The following is a 15,465-nucleotide window of genomic DNA, read 5'->3' as shown; positions in this document are numbered from 1 at the left end:
CTTGAGGTAACGGTTACTTCTGGTAGCGTGCGGCACATGGCACCCACTGTCAAGGGCCCGGACGCCAGGCGGGAACGCTGGAAGGGCCACCGGGAGGCCCGGCGGGCGGAGTTCGTCGAAGCGACGATCAAGGCCGTGGCCAGGCTCGGGCCCGACGTCGGCATGGACGACATCGCCGCGGAGGCCGGCGTCAGCAAGCCCGTGCTGTACCGGCACTTCGCGGACAAGTCGGACCTGTACCTCGCGGTCGGCCAGCGCGCGACCGAGATGCTGATGGACCGGCTGGGCCCGGCGATCGCCGAGGACGGCCCGATCCGCGAGCGCATCAAGCGGATCGTCGACGCCTACCTGACGGTGATCGAGGAGAACCCGAACCTCTACCGGTTCGTCGTGCGCGGGTCCTTCGTGGACCGTCCGGTCGAGAAGGACGTGGTGAGCGAGGACAAGGAGCTCATCGCGACGAGCCTCGCCCGGCTGCTCGGCGATTACCTGCGTTCGTACGAAATGGACTCCGGCGGTGCGGAGCCGTGGGCGCACGCGCTGGTCGGGATGGTGCAGAACGCGGGTGACTGGTGGCTCGAGCGGCAGTCCATGTCGCGGGAGAGCCTGAGCGACTACCTGGCCACGATCATCTGGCACGCCATCGACGGGCTGCTGCGCTCGGCAGGCGTGCACGCCGATCCCGAACGACCGCTGGCCCCGCTGCGATTGGTGGAGAGATGAGCGAGCACGCGCACGACGAAGAGGGCTACTCGGGCGAGGCCACGCTGGTGTTCGAGCAGACCGAGGTGCCGGTCCAGGTCGACCTGCGCGGCTACTTCCAGCCGATCGACGGCCGCTACCACTGGTACGGCCGGATCAAGCAGAACGAGCAGGTCACCGCGCTGGTCGAGGCGGGAGCCCGCACCGCGGTGCTCAGGACGCCCGAGGGCGAGGCCACCGGCGCGCTGACCGATCCGGACCCGTGGGGCCGCTACCGCGTCGGCGGCATCTCCACTCCCCCGTACAGCACCGAGGCCCCCTGACGGGAAGTCAGAGGGCCTCGGCGAGCTGTGTCACCTGCTACGAGGTGAAGCCGACCTTGCGCGAGTCCTGCGGGCCGATCTCGACGTAGGCGACCCGGTGCGCGGGGACCACGAAGCGCGCGCCCTTCTGGTCCACCAGCGTCAGGAAACCGGACTTGCCCTGCACCGCGTCAGCGACCAGTGCCTCGACCTCGTCCGGGGTGAGCCCACTGGTCACGACGATTTCCCGCGGGCTTTCCGCGACGCCGATCCTGACCTCCACGCTGACCTCCGTGAGAACTAGAAACTCTGATCACAACACTAGCCCAGCGGTCGCACTAGCCCAGACCGAGCTGTGACATCCGGCGGGCGTGGGTCTGCTGGAGCCTGCGGAACAACGCGGCGATCCCGGCGAGGTCTCCCGAGCCGTGCACGATGAGCTCTGCCAGCGGATCCCGTTCCGCGACCACGTACTGAGCCTGCGTCAGCGCCTCGCCGAGGAGCCTGCGACCCCACAGCGCGAGCCGGTCGCGGACCCGCGGATCCAGGTCGACGGCGGCCAGGACTTCGCGCTCAGCGAACGCGGAGTGGCCCGTGTCGGCCAGGACGGCGAGCACGAGCTCCTTCGTCGGCTCGTCGAGCCACTCGGCGATCTCGCGGTAGAAGTCCGCGGCCAGCCCGTCGCCGACGTAGGCCTTGACCAGCGACTCCAGCCACGACTTCGGCCGGGTGCTCTCGTGGAACGCGTCGAAGCCCGTGACGAACGGCGCCATCGCGTCCTCGACCTGCACGCCCTGCTCGGCCAGGTACTTCTGCAGCAGTGTGAAGTGCCCGATCTCCGCCGCGGCCATCTGCGCCAGCGCGGCACGGCCCGCCAGCGTCGGCGCTTCCCTCGAGTCCTCCGTCATCCGGTCGAACGCCGAGAGCTCGCCGTACGCGAGCGCTCCGAGAAGATCGACAACACCCTCCGCGACACCCATGTGACGAAGCCTAATGGTCAGAACCGTCTCGGCAGGTAGACTGTGTCCGACGCCCGGCGTGAGGAACACGAACGTGATCACGCAGAGCGGCGTCCGAAATGGTGCGTGCACACCTTTCCCGCAGCCTTGCGAGCGCGGTCGAGAGGCCCTCAACCAGGGCGTGCGCGCTGGCTGAGAGAGGCTGATCATCCTGACCGACATCACTGACGCACATCTCGACCCGGTAGCGCTCGAACACAGCGAAGCCGGTGTCCCCGAGGAAGACACGTCGCACCCGCTGCTGGCAGACGCCCCGGTGAGCGAGGAAGCCCCCACGTTCGCGGAGCTGGGGGTGCGCCCCGAGATCGTCCGGGCGCTGAACGAAGCAGGCATCGTGCGGACCTTCGCGATCCAGGAGCTGACGCTCCCGATCGCGCTCGCGGGCGACGACGTGATCGGCCAGGCCCGCACCGGCACCGGCAAGACCCTCGGCTTCGGCGTGCCGCTGCTGCAGCGCGTCATCACGCCTGGCGACGGCACCCCGCAGGCACTTGTGGTGGTTCCCACTCGTGAGCTGTGTCTCCAGGTCACCCACGACCTCACCGACGCCTCGAAGCACCTCGGCGTGCGGGTCACGTCGATCTACGGCGGCCGCCCCTACGACCAGCAGATCGCGGCGCTGAAGAAGGGCGTCGACGTCGTCATCGGCACGCCCGGCCGCCTGCTCGACCTGGCCGAGCAGCGCCACCTGGTGCTGGGCAAGGTCCGCAACCTGGTGCTGGACGAGGCCGACGAGATGCTCGACCTGGGCTTCCTGCCCGACATCGAGCGCATCCTGACCATGGTTCCGGACGAGCGGCAGACCATGCTGTTCTCGGCGACCATGCCGGGCCCGATCATCACGCTCGCGCGCACGTTCCTGAAGCAGCCCACGCACATCCGGGCCGAGGAGAACGACGCGGGCGCGATCCACGAGCGCACCGAGCAGTTCGTCTACCGCGCGCACTCGCTCGACAAGATCGAGATGCTCGCCCGCATGCTGCAGGCGCGCGACCGCGGTCTGTCGATGATCTTCGCGCGCACCAAGCGGACCGCGCAGAAGATCGCGGACGACCTCACCGAGCGCGGCTTCGCGGTCGCGGCGGTGCACGGCGACCTCGGCCAGGGCGGTCGCGAGAAGGCGCTGCGCGCGTTCCGCACCGGCAAGGTGGACGTGCTGGTCGCGACCGACGTCGCCGCGCGCGGCATCGACATCGACGACGTGACGCACGTGATCAACTACCAGTGCCCCGAGGACGAGAAGGCGTACGTCCACCGCATCGGCCGCACGGGCCGCGCCGGGCGCACCGGTGTCGCGGTGACGTTCGTCGACTGGGACGAGGAAGCGCGCTGGAAGATGATCAGCGACGCCCTCAACCTCGGCAAGCCCGAGCCGGTCGAGACCTACTCGACGTCGGACCACCTGTTCTCCGACCTGGACATCCCGTCCGGTTCGACCGGGCGGCTGCCGCTCGGCCTGCGCACGCGGGCCGGTCTGGACGCCGAGGTCGAGGAGAAGTTCGACCGCAAGGCGCCGCGCAAGCGCAGGCGCAGCGGCCGCGCCGGCTCCGCCGGTGCGGCTGAGCACGCTCCGGCACCCGAGTCGGGTTCCACGCCGAAGGACTCCCAGGAGGAGTCGCGGCCTCGTCGCAGCAGGCGGCGCAGCCGTGCGGGCGTGCCCGTCGAAGGCGAGACCGAGGCCACGCCGAGCACCGAGAACAGCGGTGCCGACAAGCCCAAGCGCCGCCGTCGGCGCAGGGCCGGTGCGGAGCAGGCCGCACCTTCGGCAGACTAAGAGCCATGTCTTCTGACATCGCCGACATCGAGGACGTGCTGGGCGACCCCGAACAAGAGGTCGTCCAGCCGCGCCCACCAGCCCGGACCTGGCGCACCCGAGGTGATTTCATCGCGGTAGCGGTGATCACCGTCGGCGTGCTCGTCACCGGGCTCGTGGTGTGGCAGAACAGCGACGCGCGGTCCACGACCGTGCGCACCGGCCCGTCCTCGGTGGCCGAGCTGCCGCCCGTCTCCGCACTACCGCCGTCGCTCGGCGAGGTGTGGCGCGCGAAGAGCGGCTCGACGCAGGTCCCCGTCGTGGTCGAGTCGACCGTCGTCACCGGTGACGGTGGCGAGGTCGCCGGCCGCGACCCGCTGACCGGCGACGTCCGCTGGAGCTACCAGCGCGACCTGGCGCTGTGCACGGTGTCCTCGGCGTGGGGCCGCGCGGTGGGCGTGTACCGCAAGGACGACAACTGCTCCGAGGTCACGACGGTCGACGGCGTGACCGGCGAGCGCAAGGCCCAGCGCAACGGTGACGCCGAGCTGGGCACGCGCCTGCTCGACGAGGGCTCGCACGTGATCACCACGGGCACGAAGTTCGTCGAGGTGTACCGCCGCGACGACCTGGTGCGTTCGCTGGAGTACGGCCAGCTGCGCGCGATCGTGAACCCGAACAAGCAGCCGCGCACCGGCTGCACGTTCAGCTCGTTCGCGGTGACCGGCGGCAAGTTCGCGATCCTCGAGCGCTGCGCCGGTGACTCGAGCGACCGCATCACCGTACTGAAGCCGAACCCGGAGAAGGCCGACGAGCCGAAGGTGTTCGCGAGCGTCGTCGTCGGCGGCCGCGGCGCCCAGGTGGTGGCCGTGACGAGCCGCTTCGTCGCCGTCGCGCTGCCCGGCCCCGCGCGTCTCGTCATCTTCGACTCGGAGACGGGCAACCAGATCTCCGAGACCCCGCTCGACATGCCGGACAGCGAGATCACCGACCCGCCGAACCAGGTCACCCCGACCACCGTGACGCCGTCGAACGTCTTCTGGCACACCGGTTCCCGCACCGTCGCGCTGAACAACGAGACGCTCGCTCCGATGTGGACGGTCAAGGACACGCTCGGCTCCGGCACCACGCTGGCCGGTCGCATCCTGATCCCGGTGCGCGACGGCCTGAAGGTCTTCGACCAGGCGACCGGCGCCGAGATCGGCACGATCTCCGTCAAACGAGACGGCTACGACGGTCCTGTGCGCCTCGCCACAGCGGGCCCGGTAGTGCTGGAGCAACGTGGCGAAACCCTGGTCGCACTGCGATAGTTCCTCCGTGTACTCGCAGATCAGCCCGCACCGGGCGGAACGTGTCGACCTCCAAGGCCGCTACGGCCCCGTGGCCGCGTTGCGCGTGCCCGCCGTCGGTGACGCGCTGAAGGCGACAGCACTCCTCGTCCCTGGTTACACGGGGTCCAAAGAGGACTTCGCGCCGGTGCTGGACGGCATCGCCGACGCGGGTTTCGAGGCACTGGCGATCGACCTGCCCGGCCAGTACGAGTCGGCGGGCCCGCTGACCGAGCCCGAGTACCGGCCCGCCCCGCTGGGTGCGGCCATCGCCGAGCTGGTCGAGAAGCTGACCGCCGAGGGCCGCCGCGTGCTGCTGCTCGGCCACTCCTACGGCGGCCTCGTCTCGCGTGCCGCGGTGCTCGCGGGCGCTCCCGTCGCCGGCCTCACCCTGCTGTCGTCCGGCCCGTCCGAGCTGCCAGCGGGTGAACGCCGCACGGCGCTCGACATCGGCGAGCAGATCCTCGCCGCCAGGGGGTTCGAAGGAGCGCAGCAGCTGCACGAGCTGCGTTCCGTCGCGAACCCCCGCTACGCCGCGATGCCGGACGAGCTCAAGAACTTCCTGAAGGAGCGCTTCCTCAGGTCGTCACCGGCGGGCCTGGTCGGCATGGGCAACGGCCTGCGCCACGAGCCCGACCTCGTCGCCAAGCTGGGACGGGCCCTGCGGGCAGGCGGGACGCCGTGCCTGGTGGTGTGCGGCGACCAGGACGACGCGTGGAGCCCCGCCTCTCAGCGCGACATGGCCGAGCGTCTCGACGCCGACTTCGCCGTGCTGCCCGGTGCGGCGCACTCTCCCAACACCGAGGCCCCGGTCGAGCTGCTGGCGACCCTGCTGCCCACGTGGCGGGCCTGGCTGAGCTGAGTCCGGGTCAAGCCTCGGGCTAGGCCCACCAGAAGAGCCACAGCGTGGCCGCGCTGACCAGGAGCACGGCGAGGCAGCTCACGGGTGCGCGCCAGTCGTTGAAGCGGTCGGCGACCACCTGGGCGCCGATCACGAGCACGGCGGCGACGATGTGCGAGGTGACGGCGAGAACGCCTGGTCCGGGCAGGTCACGGGAGTTGGCGTAGAACTGCACGCCGATGTTTCCGAGTGCCAGCAGCACCATGCCGACCGCGAGTACTCCGCTGACGGCACGCAGGATTCCGAACCCGACTTTCCGTTTGGTTTCCACCGCTGCTTTCACTTCCACCACTCTACTTGCGACGTCCGAACCCCCGCCGGGTTGCGCGAGGTCGCGTCGGTCGTCCGGACGCCCGGTCTCGCCGGAATCGGCGAAGCCCATTTCGGCGAGAGCGAGCGGCCGGACGACCGACTTCCCAGGCGACCTCGCCGCCGTCTGCGGAGCAGCGGCCATCAAAACAGCAACCCATGCGTTTCAGGGCGCGAGCAGTGCCCAGGGGTCCAGCGAAGGTGCTGCCTGCTGGCCTTCGGGACAGCTGCGCCGGAAGTCGCACCACGTGCACTGACGTCCTGTGTTCGGCGGGAAGAGGATCTCCGGGTTCCCTCCCGCCTTCAGCGTCTCGGCCGCCAGGTCGAGCTCGTCGGCCGCTTCCTCGGCACGGGTCACGTGCCGCGCGAGACTTTCCTCCGTGTGCTCCCACACCGCCACCTCGCCGGTCGGCAGGTGGTGCAGTTCGACGCGGCGGCACGGCTTGCGCAGCGTCCGCCGCGCGGCCAGCGCGTACAGCGCCAGTGCCTGCGAGCCGCGGGCGTCGTCGACGGTGAGTGCGTGCCGCCCGGTCTTGTAGTCGACGATCACCAGCTCGCCGTCGCGGAGGTCGATGCGGTCGACCCGGCCCTCGGCGACGATCTTCTGGGTCGGTGACGACACCCAGCGCTCGACGCCGAGCGGCTCGATCGTCACGTCGAGCTCGGCCACGTAGTCGTGCACCCAGCCGCACGCCCGGTTGCGGTACTCGGCGGCCTGGTCGACGTCGCGGAAGCCCTCGCTCTTCCACTGCCGGTTGACCAGCGCGACGGCCTGCTCCGGCGTCCGCTTCTCCACCGGCAGGTCGAACAGCGCCTTCAGCGCGTTGTGCACCACCGCGCCCAGGGTGTTGTGCGCCCACGCGCCACCGCGAGGTGGAGAGGGACGGTCGAGGTAGGCCATGCGATAGCGGCGCGGACAGTCGGTCCACGTGGCGAGCTTGGCCGGCGTCACCCGAACCAGACGTTTGGGGGCGCTGCCGAAGTCGAACCCGAGCTGTTCCACTCACCCCAAGTTACTCAAGGGGTCTGACAGTGTTCGAATGGCACCCATGGAGATCTGGCACAACCCGCGGTGTTCCAAGAGCCGCGCCGCCAAGCAGGCACTGGACGACGCGGGCGTGGAGTACACCGAGCGCCGCTACCTCGACGCCCCGCCCACCGAAGCCGAGCTCGACCACGTCCTCACCCTCCTCGACAAGGAGCCGTGGGAGATCACGCGCAAGGGCGAACCGCGCTACAAGGAGCTCAACCTCAAGGACGAGCCCCTCGACCGCGCGCAGTGGATCAAGATCCTCAGCGCGAACCCGGTGCTCATCGAACGCCCCATCGTCATCAGGGACGACAGCGCGAGCGTCGAGCGCTAGGAGGCACCCGAGATGTAGCCCTGCACGGACGAAGCGACGAGCTGGACGGCGATCGCGGCCAGCAGGAGACCGGCGATCTTGGCCATCAGCAGGATGCCGCTCTCCTTGAACACCTTGATCAGCACACCCGCGCTGCGCAGGCACGCCAGCAGGACCAGGTGCACCGCCACGATCGCCGCCGCCAGCGCCAGGTAGGAGCCGAGTGCGCCGTCCGCCTGGCGCACGAACACGATGGTCGCCGCGATCGCGCCGGGCCCGGCCAGCAGGGGCGTGCCGAGCGGCACCAGCGCGATGTTGACGTCCTCGACCTCGGGGTGGTTCGTGTCGCCCTTGCCGGTCAGCAGGTCCAGCGCGATCAGCAACAGCAGCAGGCCGCCCGCGCCCTGCAGGGCCGGGATGCCGATGTGCATGTACGCCAGGATCGAGTTGCCGGCCACCGCGAACAGCGTGATCACCAGGAACGACACCAGCACGCCCTGACGTGCCGCCCGGCGGCGCTGGTCACGGGACTTGCGGCCGACCAGACCCAGGAACACGGGGATCGTGCCGGGCGGATCCATGATCACGATCAGCGTGATCGTGGCCTCGATGAACAGCCGCGTGTCGAAGAACATCCGGCACCTCTCAGCCGACGACGATCTTGCACCCGGTGGCCCGGTCGGCAAGAGCATCCAGCATCTCCGGCGCGGTGGACTCCGCGCCGAGCCGGATCGTCTTGTTCGTGCCGTGGTAGTCACTCGAGCCGGTGACCACCAGCCCAGCCGAATCGGCCAGCCTCCGCAACCGCAGCCGCGTGTCGGCGTCGTGGTCCGGGTGGTCGACCTCGACGCCCGCCATGCCGGCCGCGGCCAGGGAACGGATCACGTCGGCCGTCACGATCGGGCCGCGCGCCGAGGCGAACGGGTGCGCCAGCACGGTCACGCCGCCCGCCGCGTTGATCATCTCGATGGCGTGCTCGACGGGCGTGTCCGTGCGCGCCACGTAGTAGCGGCCGCCTGCCAGGTAGGTCGCGAACGCCTCGTCGACCGACGACACCACGCCCGCGCGCATCAGGGCCATCGCCAGGTGGGGGCGGCCGACCGTCGCGCTGTCGGGCACGGACGCCAGCAGTTCATCGGGGTCGATCGGGAAGCCGTCGTCGCGCATCTTCCCGGCGATCTTGTGCAGCCGCTCGCGCCGTTCCGCGCGCAGCCGCTGCTGCTCGGCGACGATCACGGGCGACGCTGAGTCGTAGAGGTAGGCCAGCAGGTGCACGGTCACGCGCCTGCCGGTGCCGTCCGTGGACGTGCAGGACTGCTCGGAGCCGCGCACCAGCCGCAGACCGGCGGGAAGCGCGGCAACGGCCTCCGCCCAGCCGTTCGCCGTGTCGTGGTCGGTGATCGCCACCGTGTCCAAGCCCGCCGCGGCTGCTGCCGCGACCAGCTCAGCCGGGGTGTCGGTGCCGTCGGACTCGGTCGAATGGGTGTGCAGATCGATGACCACGTCGTCCAGTGTGGACGACGTGCTCGGCGAGACCCGCTACGGGACCATCTTCTTGCCGCGGGCTGCCCGCTGCGCCTTGATCATCGAGAAGCGCTCGGCCTGCGCCTTCTTGTCGCCGAAGGTCAGCTCCGAGATGGCGTCGTACACCTCTTCGGGGTCCGGCAGGTACTCCAGGCGGTTCAACGCCTGGATCTGACCGGCCGACTCCACGATGAGGGTGCCGAACCCGAACATGCGGCCCGCCACCGTGCGCTCGTAGGTGAGGTCGGTGACCTTGCTGATGGGCATCATCGCGACCTTGGTCTCGAAGACGCCCGATGTCAGCATGAACCGCTTGTCGGTCACGACGATCCGCTCGACCCACCACTCGATGATGAAGTAGGCCAACCGCAGCAGGACGAGCAGCGAGACGTACCAGAGCACGTTCTGGATGACGCCCGCGTTGTCCGGCAGCAGGTACGAGATCATCATGGCGCCGGCGAGCAGCGCGCCCGCCTCGAGCACGTCCCACAACAGGTAGGACCAGTGGCGGCGCACCCTGATGACCCGACGCTCACTGCTGAGCAGGTAGTCGTCAGGGTCCCGTGGTGCGAACATGCCTCACCCGCCTCTCGTTACGACGAGTATGGCCTACGCACCGCCGGAGAAGACGTTCCTCACGAAGAGAACGATCGACTCAGCGGCCGCCCGCAGTGAGTTGAGGATGTTCTGGACCAGCTGCGCGGCCTGCTGCGGCTCGGCGATGAGGAAGAACAGCAGCAAGGCGACGCCGGCGAAAATGAGAAGCTTCTTCAAGTTCACGGTACCCACCCCGTCCAACTTCCGCACCCGTTTGGCGCCGTTCGTCACCGTTGTACAGCAACGCCCAGCGCCGTGGAGAATTTGTACCGCGCATGGGCGAGCGAGCTGCACCGCCGATCCGGGGTGACTACGCTCCGTACTCGTGACGGAGAGCCATCCAGCCACGGTCCGCTGTGTCGGCGGCATCCTGCATGACGCTATTGGGCGACTACTGCTCGTGCGACGAGCCAACGCGCCTGGTGAGGGACTGTGGTCGATACCAGGCGGCCGAGTGGAGCGAGACGAGACCGACGAGCAGGCGTTGACGAGGGAACTCCTCGAGGAAACGGGACTCTCCGTCACCGTCGGCCCGCTCGCCGGCAGCGTCACTCGACCGTTCAAGAACGGTGTTTTTTTGATCTTCGACTACACGTGCCAGGTCAGCGGGGGTGTGCTCCGAGCGGGGGACGACGCATCGGATGCCCGCTGGGTCGACAGTGCGATGTTGACCACACTTCCGCTCACCGAAGGCCTGCTGGAAGCGCTTTCCAGCTGGCAATGCCTCCCGAGGACGTGATCGGGTTCCCTCTATCGAGTCGCCGCCGCGAGCCATACAAGACGCTGTCCGTGGGCCTCGGTCGTCCCGAGCACCCTCGTCTCGGTCTGTCCATCCTTCGACCGGACGAGCCTGAGCTCGCCGCCCTCGAGCGCCGCCCACCAGGCGGGCCTGCCCAGCGCGGCGAGTGCGGGTGCGAGATCCAGACCGGAGCCGTTGGTGAGCACGACGAGCGGCACCTCGGCCGGGATCAGCTCCGCGGCTTTGCCCAAATCGGCGACCGGGTCGCCCGCGACGATGCGCGGCGGTTTCTTGCGCAGCACGCCGGCAGCCACCCCGAACAGGCGCAGCCGTTCCGGTTGGTCGGCCCAGACGCATGCCTCCAACCAGGCGTACTCGTCCTCGTCCGCCAGGTCGGCCGGTGACTCACCGACACCGGCCTTGGCCGCGACCTTGAGCACCTTCGGCAGTTTCGGCAGCTCCGCGCCCGGCGCGAGCTCCAGCGCGCAGTGCAGGCCGAGCGCGGCCTTGGCCGGTCCGGCGACGAGCTGACCGGCCTGCTGGGTCTGGTAGCGGTACGAGTACTGGTCGAGCCCGAGCAGCAGGCCCGCGCTCGTGCCCGCCTCGAGCAGGCCGATCGGGGCGCCCGCCTGCTTGGCGGCGATCGCGACGGCCGGGTAGAGCAGCGCGGCGCCGCGCACGTCGTTCGACCGCGTCGCGCGGGCTGACACCAGGGTGCGCACGCGCTCGGCGCGTTCGAGCAGGAAGTCGCGGAACAGCGGCCACGTGCGCTCGTCGACGCCGTAGGTGCCGCCGAGCGACGGGTAGTAGTTCGACAGCGGGTGGAACGGCTCGGCCTGCACGAGCCGGTGGGCGGCCGCGAGGAGCAGCGCGCCGGAGGCGGTGGCCTCCGGCGCCGCCGTCAGCAGACCGGCGACCTCCGGATCGTCGGCAGCGCGCCGTGCCAGGTGCTCGTAGAGCGGTGAGACCCCGGCCGCCTCCTCCGCGAACTCGCGAAGCCTGCGCTGCACCAGATCCGATGAGGTCACTTCACTCCTTGGGCTCGGGACGGCCGGGCTGTTCGCCGCCGCGTGCTTCACCGTAGGACGTCTTGGGCACCATGACCTTGCGCCGGAAGATGCACACGACCGTGCCGTCCTGCTTGTAGCCGCGAGTCTCCACGTAGACGATGCCGCGGTCGTCCTTGGACTTCGACGGCGTCTTGTCGAGCACCTCGGTCTCGCCGTAGATGGTGTCACCGTGGAACGTCGGCTTCACGTGCCGCAGCGACTCGATCTCCAGGTTGGCGATGGCCTTGCCTGAGACGTCGGGCACAGACATGCCCAGCAGCAGTGAGTAGATGTAGTTGCCGACGACGACGTTCTTGCCGAAGTCCGTCGTGTTCTCCGCGTAGTTCAGGTCCATGTGGAGCGGGTGGTGGTTCATCGTGAGCAGGCAGAACAGGTGGTCGTCGTACTCCGTCACCGTCTTGCCAGGCCAGTGCTTGTAGACCGCGCCGACCTCGAACTCCTCGTAGTAACGACCGAACTGCACTACTGCCTCCGCTGGCTGTGATCGAGATCCGTCTCGGTTGGGGAGACAGTGTGATCGGAGGGGGAGTACTCTCGGCAACCGGTGTGTGAGCCAATCCACCACCAGTGAACTTCGCCCAGAGGAGGTGAGGACGTCCAGATGAAGAACGACCCCCACCCTGCCAGTACCAAGCGCGTCCTCATCGGAGGGGCAATTCTGCTCTGAGCTCCCCGGTGTAGGACGCCCCGTCATGTTCGTGCCTTGTGACGACGTGCGCGCCTGGAGGAACTCACCATGCCCAGCTTGCCCTCGATCCGCGGTCGCGGCCCGCAGCGCCCGATGGCACCCATTCCGGTGCCGTTGTCGGCGTACGTGGTCGACTGCGCGGTCTACGTCGACGGCAAGCGCCTGCCCGGCCGCTGGACGCACACCGACGCCGTCAAAGAGGTGCGCAAGCGCAAGGACGGTTTCGTGTGGATCGGTCTGCACGAGCCGGACGAGGAGCAGATCCAGGGCATCGCGGACACGTTCGGCCTGCACGAGCTCGCCGTGGAGGACGCGGTGCACGCGCACCAGCGGCCGAAGCTCGAGCGGTACGACAACACGCTCTTCATGGTCTTCAAGACCGTCCGCTACGTGACCAACGAGTCCCCGGACACCGCCAACGAGATCGTCGAGAGCGGCGAGATCATGGTGTTCCTCGGCAAGGACTTCGTGATCACCGTGCGGCACGGCAACCACTCGGGGCTGTCCAAGCTGCGGCACGAGATGGAGGACGAGCCGGAGCGGCTGCAGATCGGCCCGTCCGCCGTCCTGCACGCGATCGCGGACCACGTCGTCGACAACTACCTCGACGTCACCGAGCACATCGAGACCGACATCGACCAGATGGAGGAGCGGATCTTCGCGCCGCGCAGCAACGTCAGCGCGGAGCAGATCTACCTCTTCAAGCGCGAGGTGCTGGAGCTGCGCCGCGCGGTCATGCCGCTCGCGAACCCGTTGCGGCGCTTGGCAGAGGGCTACACCCCGCTCATCCCCGAGCAGGTGCGCTCGTACTTCCGCGACGTCGACGACCACCTCACCGAGGTGTCCGAACGCGTCACGGCGTTCGACGAGCTGCTGACCACGCTGGTGGACGCGACGCTCGCGAAGATCACGCTGCAGCAGAACACCGACATGCGGAAGATCACCGCCTGGGTGGCGATCATCTCCGTGCCGACCATGGGGGTCGGCATCTACGGCATGAACTTCGACTACATGCCGGAACTGCACTGGAAATACGGCTACCCCATCGTGATGAGCCTCATTCTGGTGGCCTGTCTGACGCTCTATCGAATACTCCGACGGAATCGCTGGCTCTGATTCCCGTTCGGTTTTCGTTCGCTGGAGGTTCTCGTCATGACCAGAATGCTGACCAACATCCGGTTCTGGATGCTCACGTTCCTGCTCTGCTGGATCACCGCTGTGTTCGTGCTCATCTCAGGAACGCCCTGACGTGCGTCGCCAGCTGAGGAACCTGCGGTTCTGGCTGTTGATGTTCCCGCTCGGCTGGCTCGTGATGGTGGCCCTGTTCATCTCGCAGTGGCCGGATCCCGGTGCCGCGTCGCCGGACGAGCTGGCCGGGCGGGTCGCCGAGTCGTTGCGCGCGCACGACGCGAAGAAGCTCGCGCCGCTGTTCTCCGTTGGCGGAGAAGAGATCGCGCAGGAGACGACCACCCGGTTCACCGGTGCGCGGGTCGTCTCGGCCAGGTTCTCCGGTGGTGCCGTCGTCGTGGAGTTCGTCCGCGTCGACGGCACCTCCGGCACCGTCACCATGCCCGTCGAGGAGACCGACGGGCGCTGGCGGATCACGCCGGTGGTCGCTCCGTAGGCTCGAGCCGGAAGATCCGGAACTCGCGGCCACCCGCCTGCGCCACGTAGTTCTCGAACGGCGGCCACTGCTCCAGCGCCACCCGCCACGCCTCGTCGCGTTCCGCCCCGGCCAGCAGCCGTGCCGTGACGGGGAAGCTCTTGCCGCCCACCGATGCGGCGGCGTCCGGGGTCTTCAGCAGGTTCGTGCTCCACGCGGGGTGCGCCGTGCCGCCGAAGTTGCTGCCGATGACCAGGAAGTCGTTGCCGTGCTTGACGTACTGCAGTGGCGATCTGCGCGGCTGCCCGCTCTTGCTGCCGATGGTGTCGAGCACCATGATCGGCATGACGCTGCCGGACATCGTGAAGCGGCCGCCGGTCAGCCGGTGAGCCAGCCGATCCATCGCGGGTGCCGACTTCATCATCATGCGCAGCATCTTCGGGTTGCCGGCGAACCGCTGGAACAACTTGCTCTTCACGACCAAGGTTTGGCCTCCCAGGTGAACGGAATGCCGTGCCCCGCACCGTGCCCGAGGTGCAGGGACAGGTTGGCGGGCCACAGCTTCAGCAGCAGGTGGAACTGGTACTTCTCGGGTGCGCTGGTGCGCCGCGGCTCGTACACGAGCAGCGCGAGCGGTGCCGTCGGCGTCGCCTTGGCGGCGGCGTCGGCCAGCACCGCGCGGCCCATCGCGCGGTCAGCGGGTGAAACGTACTGCCAGACAACCGAATGCCACACCACCGTAAGGACGTCTCTTTCAGTGCGGGCGAGGTGCTGGGCGAGCCACTCGGGCCCGGACGCCTGCTGCACCTTGACCGGGTCGACGGCGGCGAGGTCGAGCGCGTCGCGCAGCCGGTTCCAGCGATCGAGCTGGTCGGCCCAGACGAACGAGCACAGCTGCAGCCGTCCGTCCTCAGTGGACACGTCGACCGGGTGGATGTCGCAGCCCGCGCGGCCGACGATGCGCAGGCGGTGCGCCAGGTCGACGTCCGGCAGGCCGGTCCAGCGCGGGTCGAGCACGAGCAGGCTGTCCGCGTCGCCGTGCGTCGTGCCGTCCGGCATGCGGTAGCCGACGTGGTGTGGGCGCAGGTTGAGGCCTCCGCTGGCGCCGATCTCCAGCAGCCGCACGGAGAACGGCACGTGCCTGCCCGCCGCCTTCGCGGCCTCGTGCGCGGCGACCTGGAGGCCGCCGAACAGCGGCGCGCTGCGGCCGGGTTCGTTGGTCTGCACGACCGTGGCGGCGATCCGGGCGTGCAGCTCGTCGGCGTGCGCGTGCAGCGCGGGGAGCGCGTCCTGCCACAGCGTCGGCAGGTGCGGCTGACCGCCGACGGACGGGTAGTGCTTGGCCAGGCTCGGTGCTCTGCCCTCCAGCACGAGCCGGTGCACCGCCCCGGCGAAGCGCAGTCCGGGGACGGTGCCTTGCCGGTCGCATTCGGCGCCGGCCATGACCTTCGAGGTGACGCCGCCGCTGACGAGGTCGGCGGCGGCGTCGGTGAGCAGTCGGTGGGTCAGCGGGCTGCTCTCGCGGCAACCACGCGCGGCATCGGCGAACAGCTCGGCTAGCACGCCTCCGAAACTAACGCGTTCCGC

The 15,465-nt window shown here is 69.1% G+C and carries 21 protein-coding genes; 9 read left to right on the top strand and 12 right to left on the bottom strand.

All coding sequences use genetic code 11. The features are described 5' to 3' along the window. Window positions 1-36 precede the first annotated feature (36 nt). Window positions 37-723, top strand: coding sequence for a TetR/AcrR family transcriptional regulator (locus FKR81_RS24730; protein ID WP_146354869.1), 687 nt, complete (start codon window positions 37-39; stop codon window positions 721-723). Further along, entirely contained in the window at window positions 720-1,025 is a 306-nt protein-coding gene (locus FKR81_RS24725) for a DUF4873 domain-containing protein (protein WP_146354867.1), read from the top strand. The genes FKR81_RS24730 and FKR81_RS24725 overlap by 4 nt, the downstream gene beginning before the upstream one ends. Window positions 1,026-1,062: 37 nt before the next feature. Here the strand turns inward: FKR81_RS24725 and FKR81_RS24720 are convergent, their stop codons facing one another. Together FKR81_RS24720 and FKR81_RS24715 are read right to left on the bottom strand one after the other, a co-directional pair. Further along, window positions 1,063-1,287, bottom strand: coding sequence for a DUF3107 domain-containing protein (locus tag FKR81_RS24720; RefSeq protein ID WP_146354865.1), 225 nt, complete (start codon window positions 1,285-1,287; stop codon window positions 1,063-1,065). A 55-nt stretch (window positions 1,288-1,342) separates the two neighbouring features. Further along, complete coding sequence (locus FKR81_RS24715; protein ID WP_146354863.1) at window positions 1,343-1,984, bottom strand: ferritin-like fold-containing protein; 642 nt, start codon at window positions 1,982-1,984, stop codon at window positions 1,343-1,345. A 181-nt stretch (window positions 1,985-2,165) separates the two neighbouring features. Between FKR81_RS24715 and FKR81_RS24710 the strand changes: the two genes are divergently transcribed. Genes FKR81_RS24710 through FKR81_RS24700 form a run of 3 tightly spaced genes read left to right on the top strand, consistent with a single transcriptional unit; the run spans window position 2,166 to window position 5,966 of the window. Further along, window positions 2,166-3,797, top strand: coding sequence for a DEAD/DEAH box helicase (locus FKR81_RS24710; protein ID WP_146354861.1), 1,632 nt, complete (start codon window positions 2,166-2,168; stop codon window positions 3,795-3,797). Window positions 3,798-3,802: 5 nt separating this feature from the next. Continuing rightward, entirely contained in the window at window positions 3,803-5,086 is a 1,284-nt protein-coding gene (locus tag FKR81_RS24705) for an Rv3212 family protein (RefSeq protein WP_146354859.1), read from the top strand. Window positions 5,087-5,093: 7 nt separating this feature from the next. Beyond that, window positions 5,094-5,966, top strand: coding sequence for an alpha/beta fold hydrolase (locus FKR81_RS24700; protein WP_146354857.1), 873 nt, complete (start codon window positions 5,094-5,096; stop codon window positions 5,964-5,966). A 19-nt stretch (window positions 5,967-5,985) separates the two neighbouring features. On the opposite strand, the gene FKR81_RS24695 is transcribed toward FKR81_RS24700, so the two are convergent. Both FKR81_RS24695 and FKR81_RS24690 read right to left on the bottom strand, forming a co-directional pair. Further along, window positions 5,986-6,276 (bottom strand): hypothetical protein, encoded by a 291-nt coding sequence (locus FKR81_RS24695; RefSeq protein WP_146354855.1) that lies wholly within the window; start codon window positions 6,274-6,276, stop codon window positions 5,986-5,988. Window positions 6,277-6,480: 204 nt separating this feature from the next. Continuing rightward, window positions 6,481-7,317 (bottom strand): RecB family exonuclease, encoded by an 837-nt coding sequence (locus FKR81_RS24690; protein WP_146354853.1) that lies wholly within the window; start codon window positions 7,315-7,317, stop codon window positions 6,481-6,483. A 37-nt stretch (window positions 7,318-7,354) separates the two neighbouring features. Here FKR81_RS24690 and FKR81_RS24685 point away from each other — a divergent pair, with 37 nt between their 5' ends. Then, on the top strand, window positions 7,355-7,678 hold the full coding sequence (locus tag FKR81_RS24685) for an arsenate reductase family protein (protein WP_407936549.1): 324 nt from the start codon (window positions 7,355-7,357) through the stop codon (window positions 7,676-7,678). Here the strand turns inward: FKR81_RS24685 and FKR81_RS24680 are convergent. Genes FKR81_RS24680 through FKR81_RS43720 form a run of 4 tightly spaced genes read right to left on the bottom strand, consistent with a single transcriptional unit; the run spans window position 7,675 to window position 9,961 of the window. Then, window positions 7,675-8,292, bottom strand: coding sequence for a MarC family protein (locus FKR81_RS24680; RefSeq protein ID WP_146354851.1), 618 nt, complete (start codon window positions 8,290-8,292; stop codon window positions 7,675-7,677). The genes FKR81_RS24685 and FKR81_RS24680 overlap by 4 nt on opposite strands. A 10-nt stretch (window positions 8,293-8,302) precedes the next feature. Then, a complete protein-coding gene (locus tag FKR81_RS24675; protein ID WP_186763153.1) occupies window positions 8,303-9,160 on the bottom strand; it encodes a PHP domain-containing protein in 858 nt (285 codons plus the stop codon). A 36-nt stretch (window positions 9,161-9,196) separates the two neighbouring features. Then, the gene (locus FKR81_RS24670; RefSeq protein ID WP_146354847.1) at window positions 9,197-9,757 is read right to left on the bottom strand and encodes a PH domain-containing protein; all 561 of its coding nucleotides are present in this window, start codon (window positions 9,755-9,757) and stop codon (window positions 9,197-9,199) included. A 33-nt stretch (window positions 9,758-9,790) separates the two neighbouring features. Beyond that, entirely contained in the window at window positions 9,791-9,961 is a 171-nt protein-coding gene (locus tag FKR81_RS43720; protein ID WP_186763152.1) for a hypothetical protein, read from the bottom strand. A gap of 142 nt (window positions 9,962-10,103) precedes the next feature. On the opposite strand from FKR81_RS43720, the gene FKR81_RS24665 reads away from it, so the two are divergent. Continuing rightward, entirely contained in the window at window positions 10,104-10,517 is a 414-nt protein-coding gene (locus tag FKR81_RS24665; RefSeq protein ID WP_146354845.1) for an NUDIX hydrolase, read from the top strand. Window positions 10,518-10,528: 11 nt separating this feature from the next. On the opposite strand, the gene FKR81_RS24660 is transcribed toward FKR81_RS24665, so the two are convergent. Both FKR81_RS24660 and FKR81_RS24655 read right to left on the bottom strand, forming a co-directional pair. Continuing rightward, a complete protein-coding gene (locus FKR81_RS24660; protein ID WP_146354843.1) occupies window positions 10,529-11,545 on the bottom strand; it encodes a DUF2332 domain-containing protein in 1,017 nt (338 codons plus the stop codon). Window position 11,546: 1 nt separating this feature from the next. Further along, on the bottom strand, window positions 11,547-12,050 hold the full coding sequence (locus tag FKR81_RS24655) for a MaoC family dehydratase (RefSeq protein ID WP_146354841.1): 504 nt from the start codon (window positions 12,048-12,050) through the stop codon (window positions 11,547-11,549). Window positions 12,051-12,323: 273 nt separating this feature from the next. Here FKR81_RS24655 and corA point away from each other — a divergent pair, with 273 nt between their 5' ends. Together corA and FKR81_RS24645 are read left to right on the top strand one after the other, a co-directional pair. Further along, window positions 12,324-13,391, top strand: coding sequence for a magnesium/cobalt transporter CorA (gene corA, locus FKR81_RS24650; RefSeq protein ID WP_146354839.1), 1,068 nt, complete (start codon window positions 12,324-12,326; stop codon window positions 13,389-13,391). Between the two features lie 133 nt (window positions 13,392-13,524). Next, the gene (locus FKR81_RS24645; RefSeq protein ID WP_146354837.1) at window positions 13,525-13,899 is read left to right on the top strand and encodes a hypothetical protein; all 375 of its coding nucleotides are present in this window, start codon (window positions 13,525-13,527) and stop codon (window positions 13,897-13,899) included. Here the strand turns inward: FKR81_RS24645 and FKR81_RS24640 are convergent. Together FKR81_RS24640 and FKR81_RS24635 are read right to left on the bottom strand one after the other, a co-directional pair. Further along, on the bottom strand, window positions 13,877-14,356 hold the full coding sequence (locus FKR81_RS24640; RefSeq protein ID WP_146354835.1) for a nitroreductase family deazaflavin-dependent oxidoreductase: 480 nt from the start codon (window positions 14,354-14,356) through the stop codon (window positions 13,877-13,879). The genes FKR81_RS24645 and FKR81_RS24640 overlap by 23 nt on opposite strands. Next, window positions 14,353-15,441 carry a DUF2332 domain-containing protein gene (locus FKR81_RS24635; protein ID WP_146354833.1) on the bottom strand — a complete coding sequence of 363 codons (1,089 nt, stop codon included), beginning with the start codon at window positions 15,439-15,441 and terminating at the stop codon, window positions 14,353-14,355. The genes FKR81_RS24640 and FKR81_RS24635 overlap by 4 nt, the downstream gene beginning before the upstream one ends. Window positions 15,442-15,465: the final 24 nt, after the last annotated feature.

The sequence above is a fragment of the Lentzea tibetensis genome (assembly GCF_007845675.1).
GTDB classification, from domain to species: domain Bacteria; phylum Actinomycetota; class Actinomycetes; order Mycobacteriales; family Pseudonocardiaceae; genus Lentzea; species Lentzea tibetensis.
This window is presented reverse-complemented; position numbering and strand designations above follow the sequence as displayed.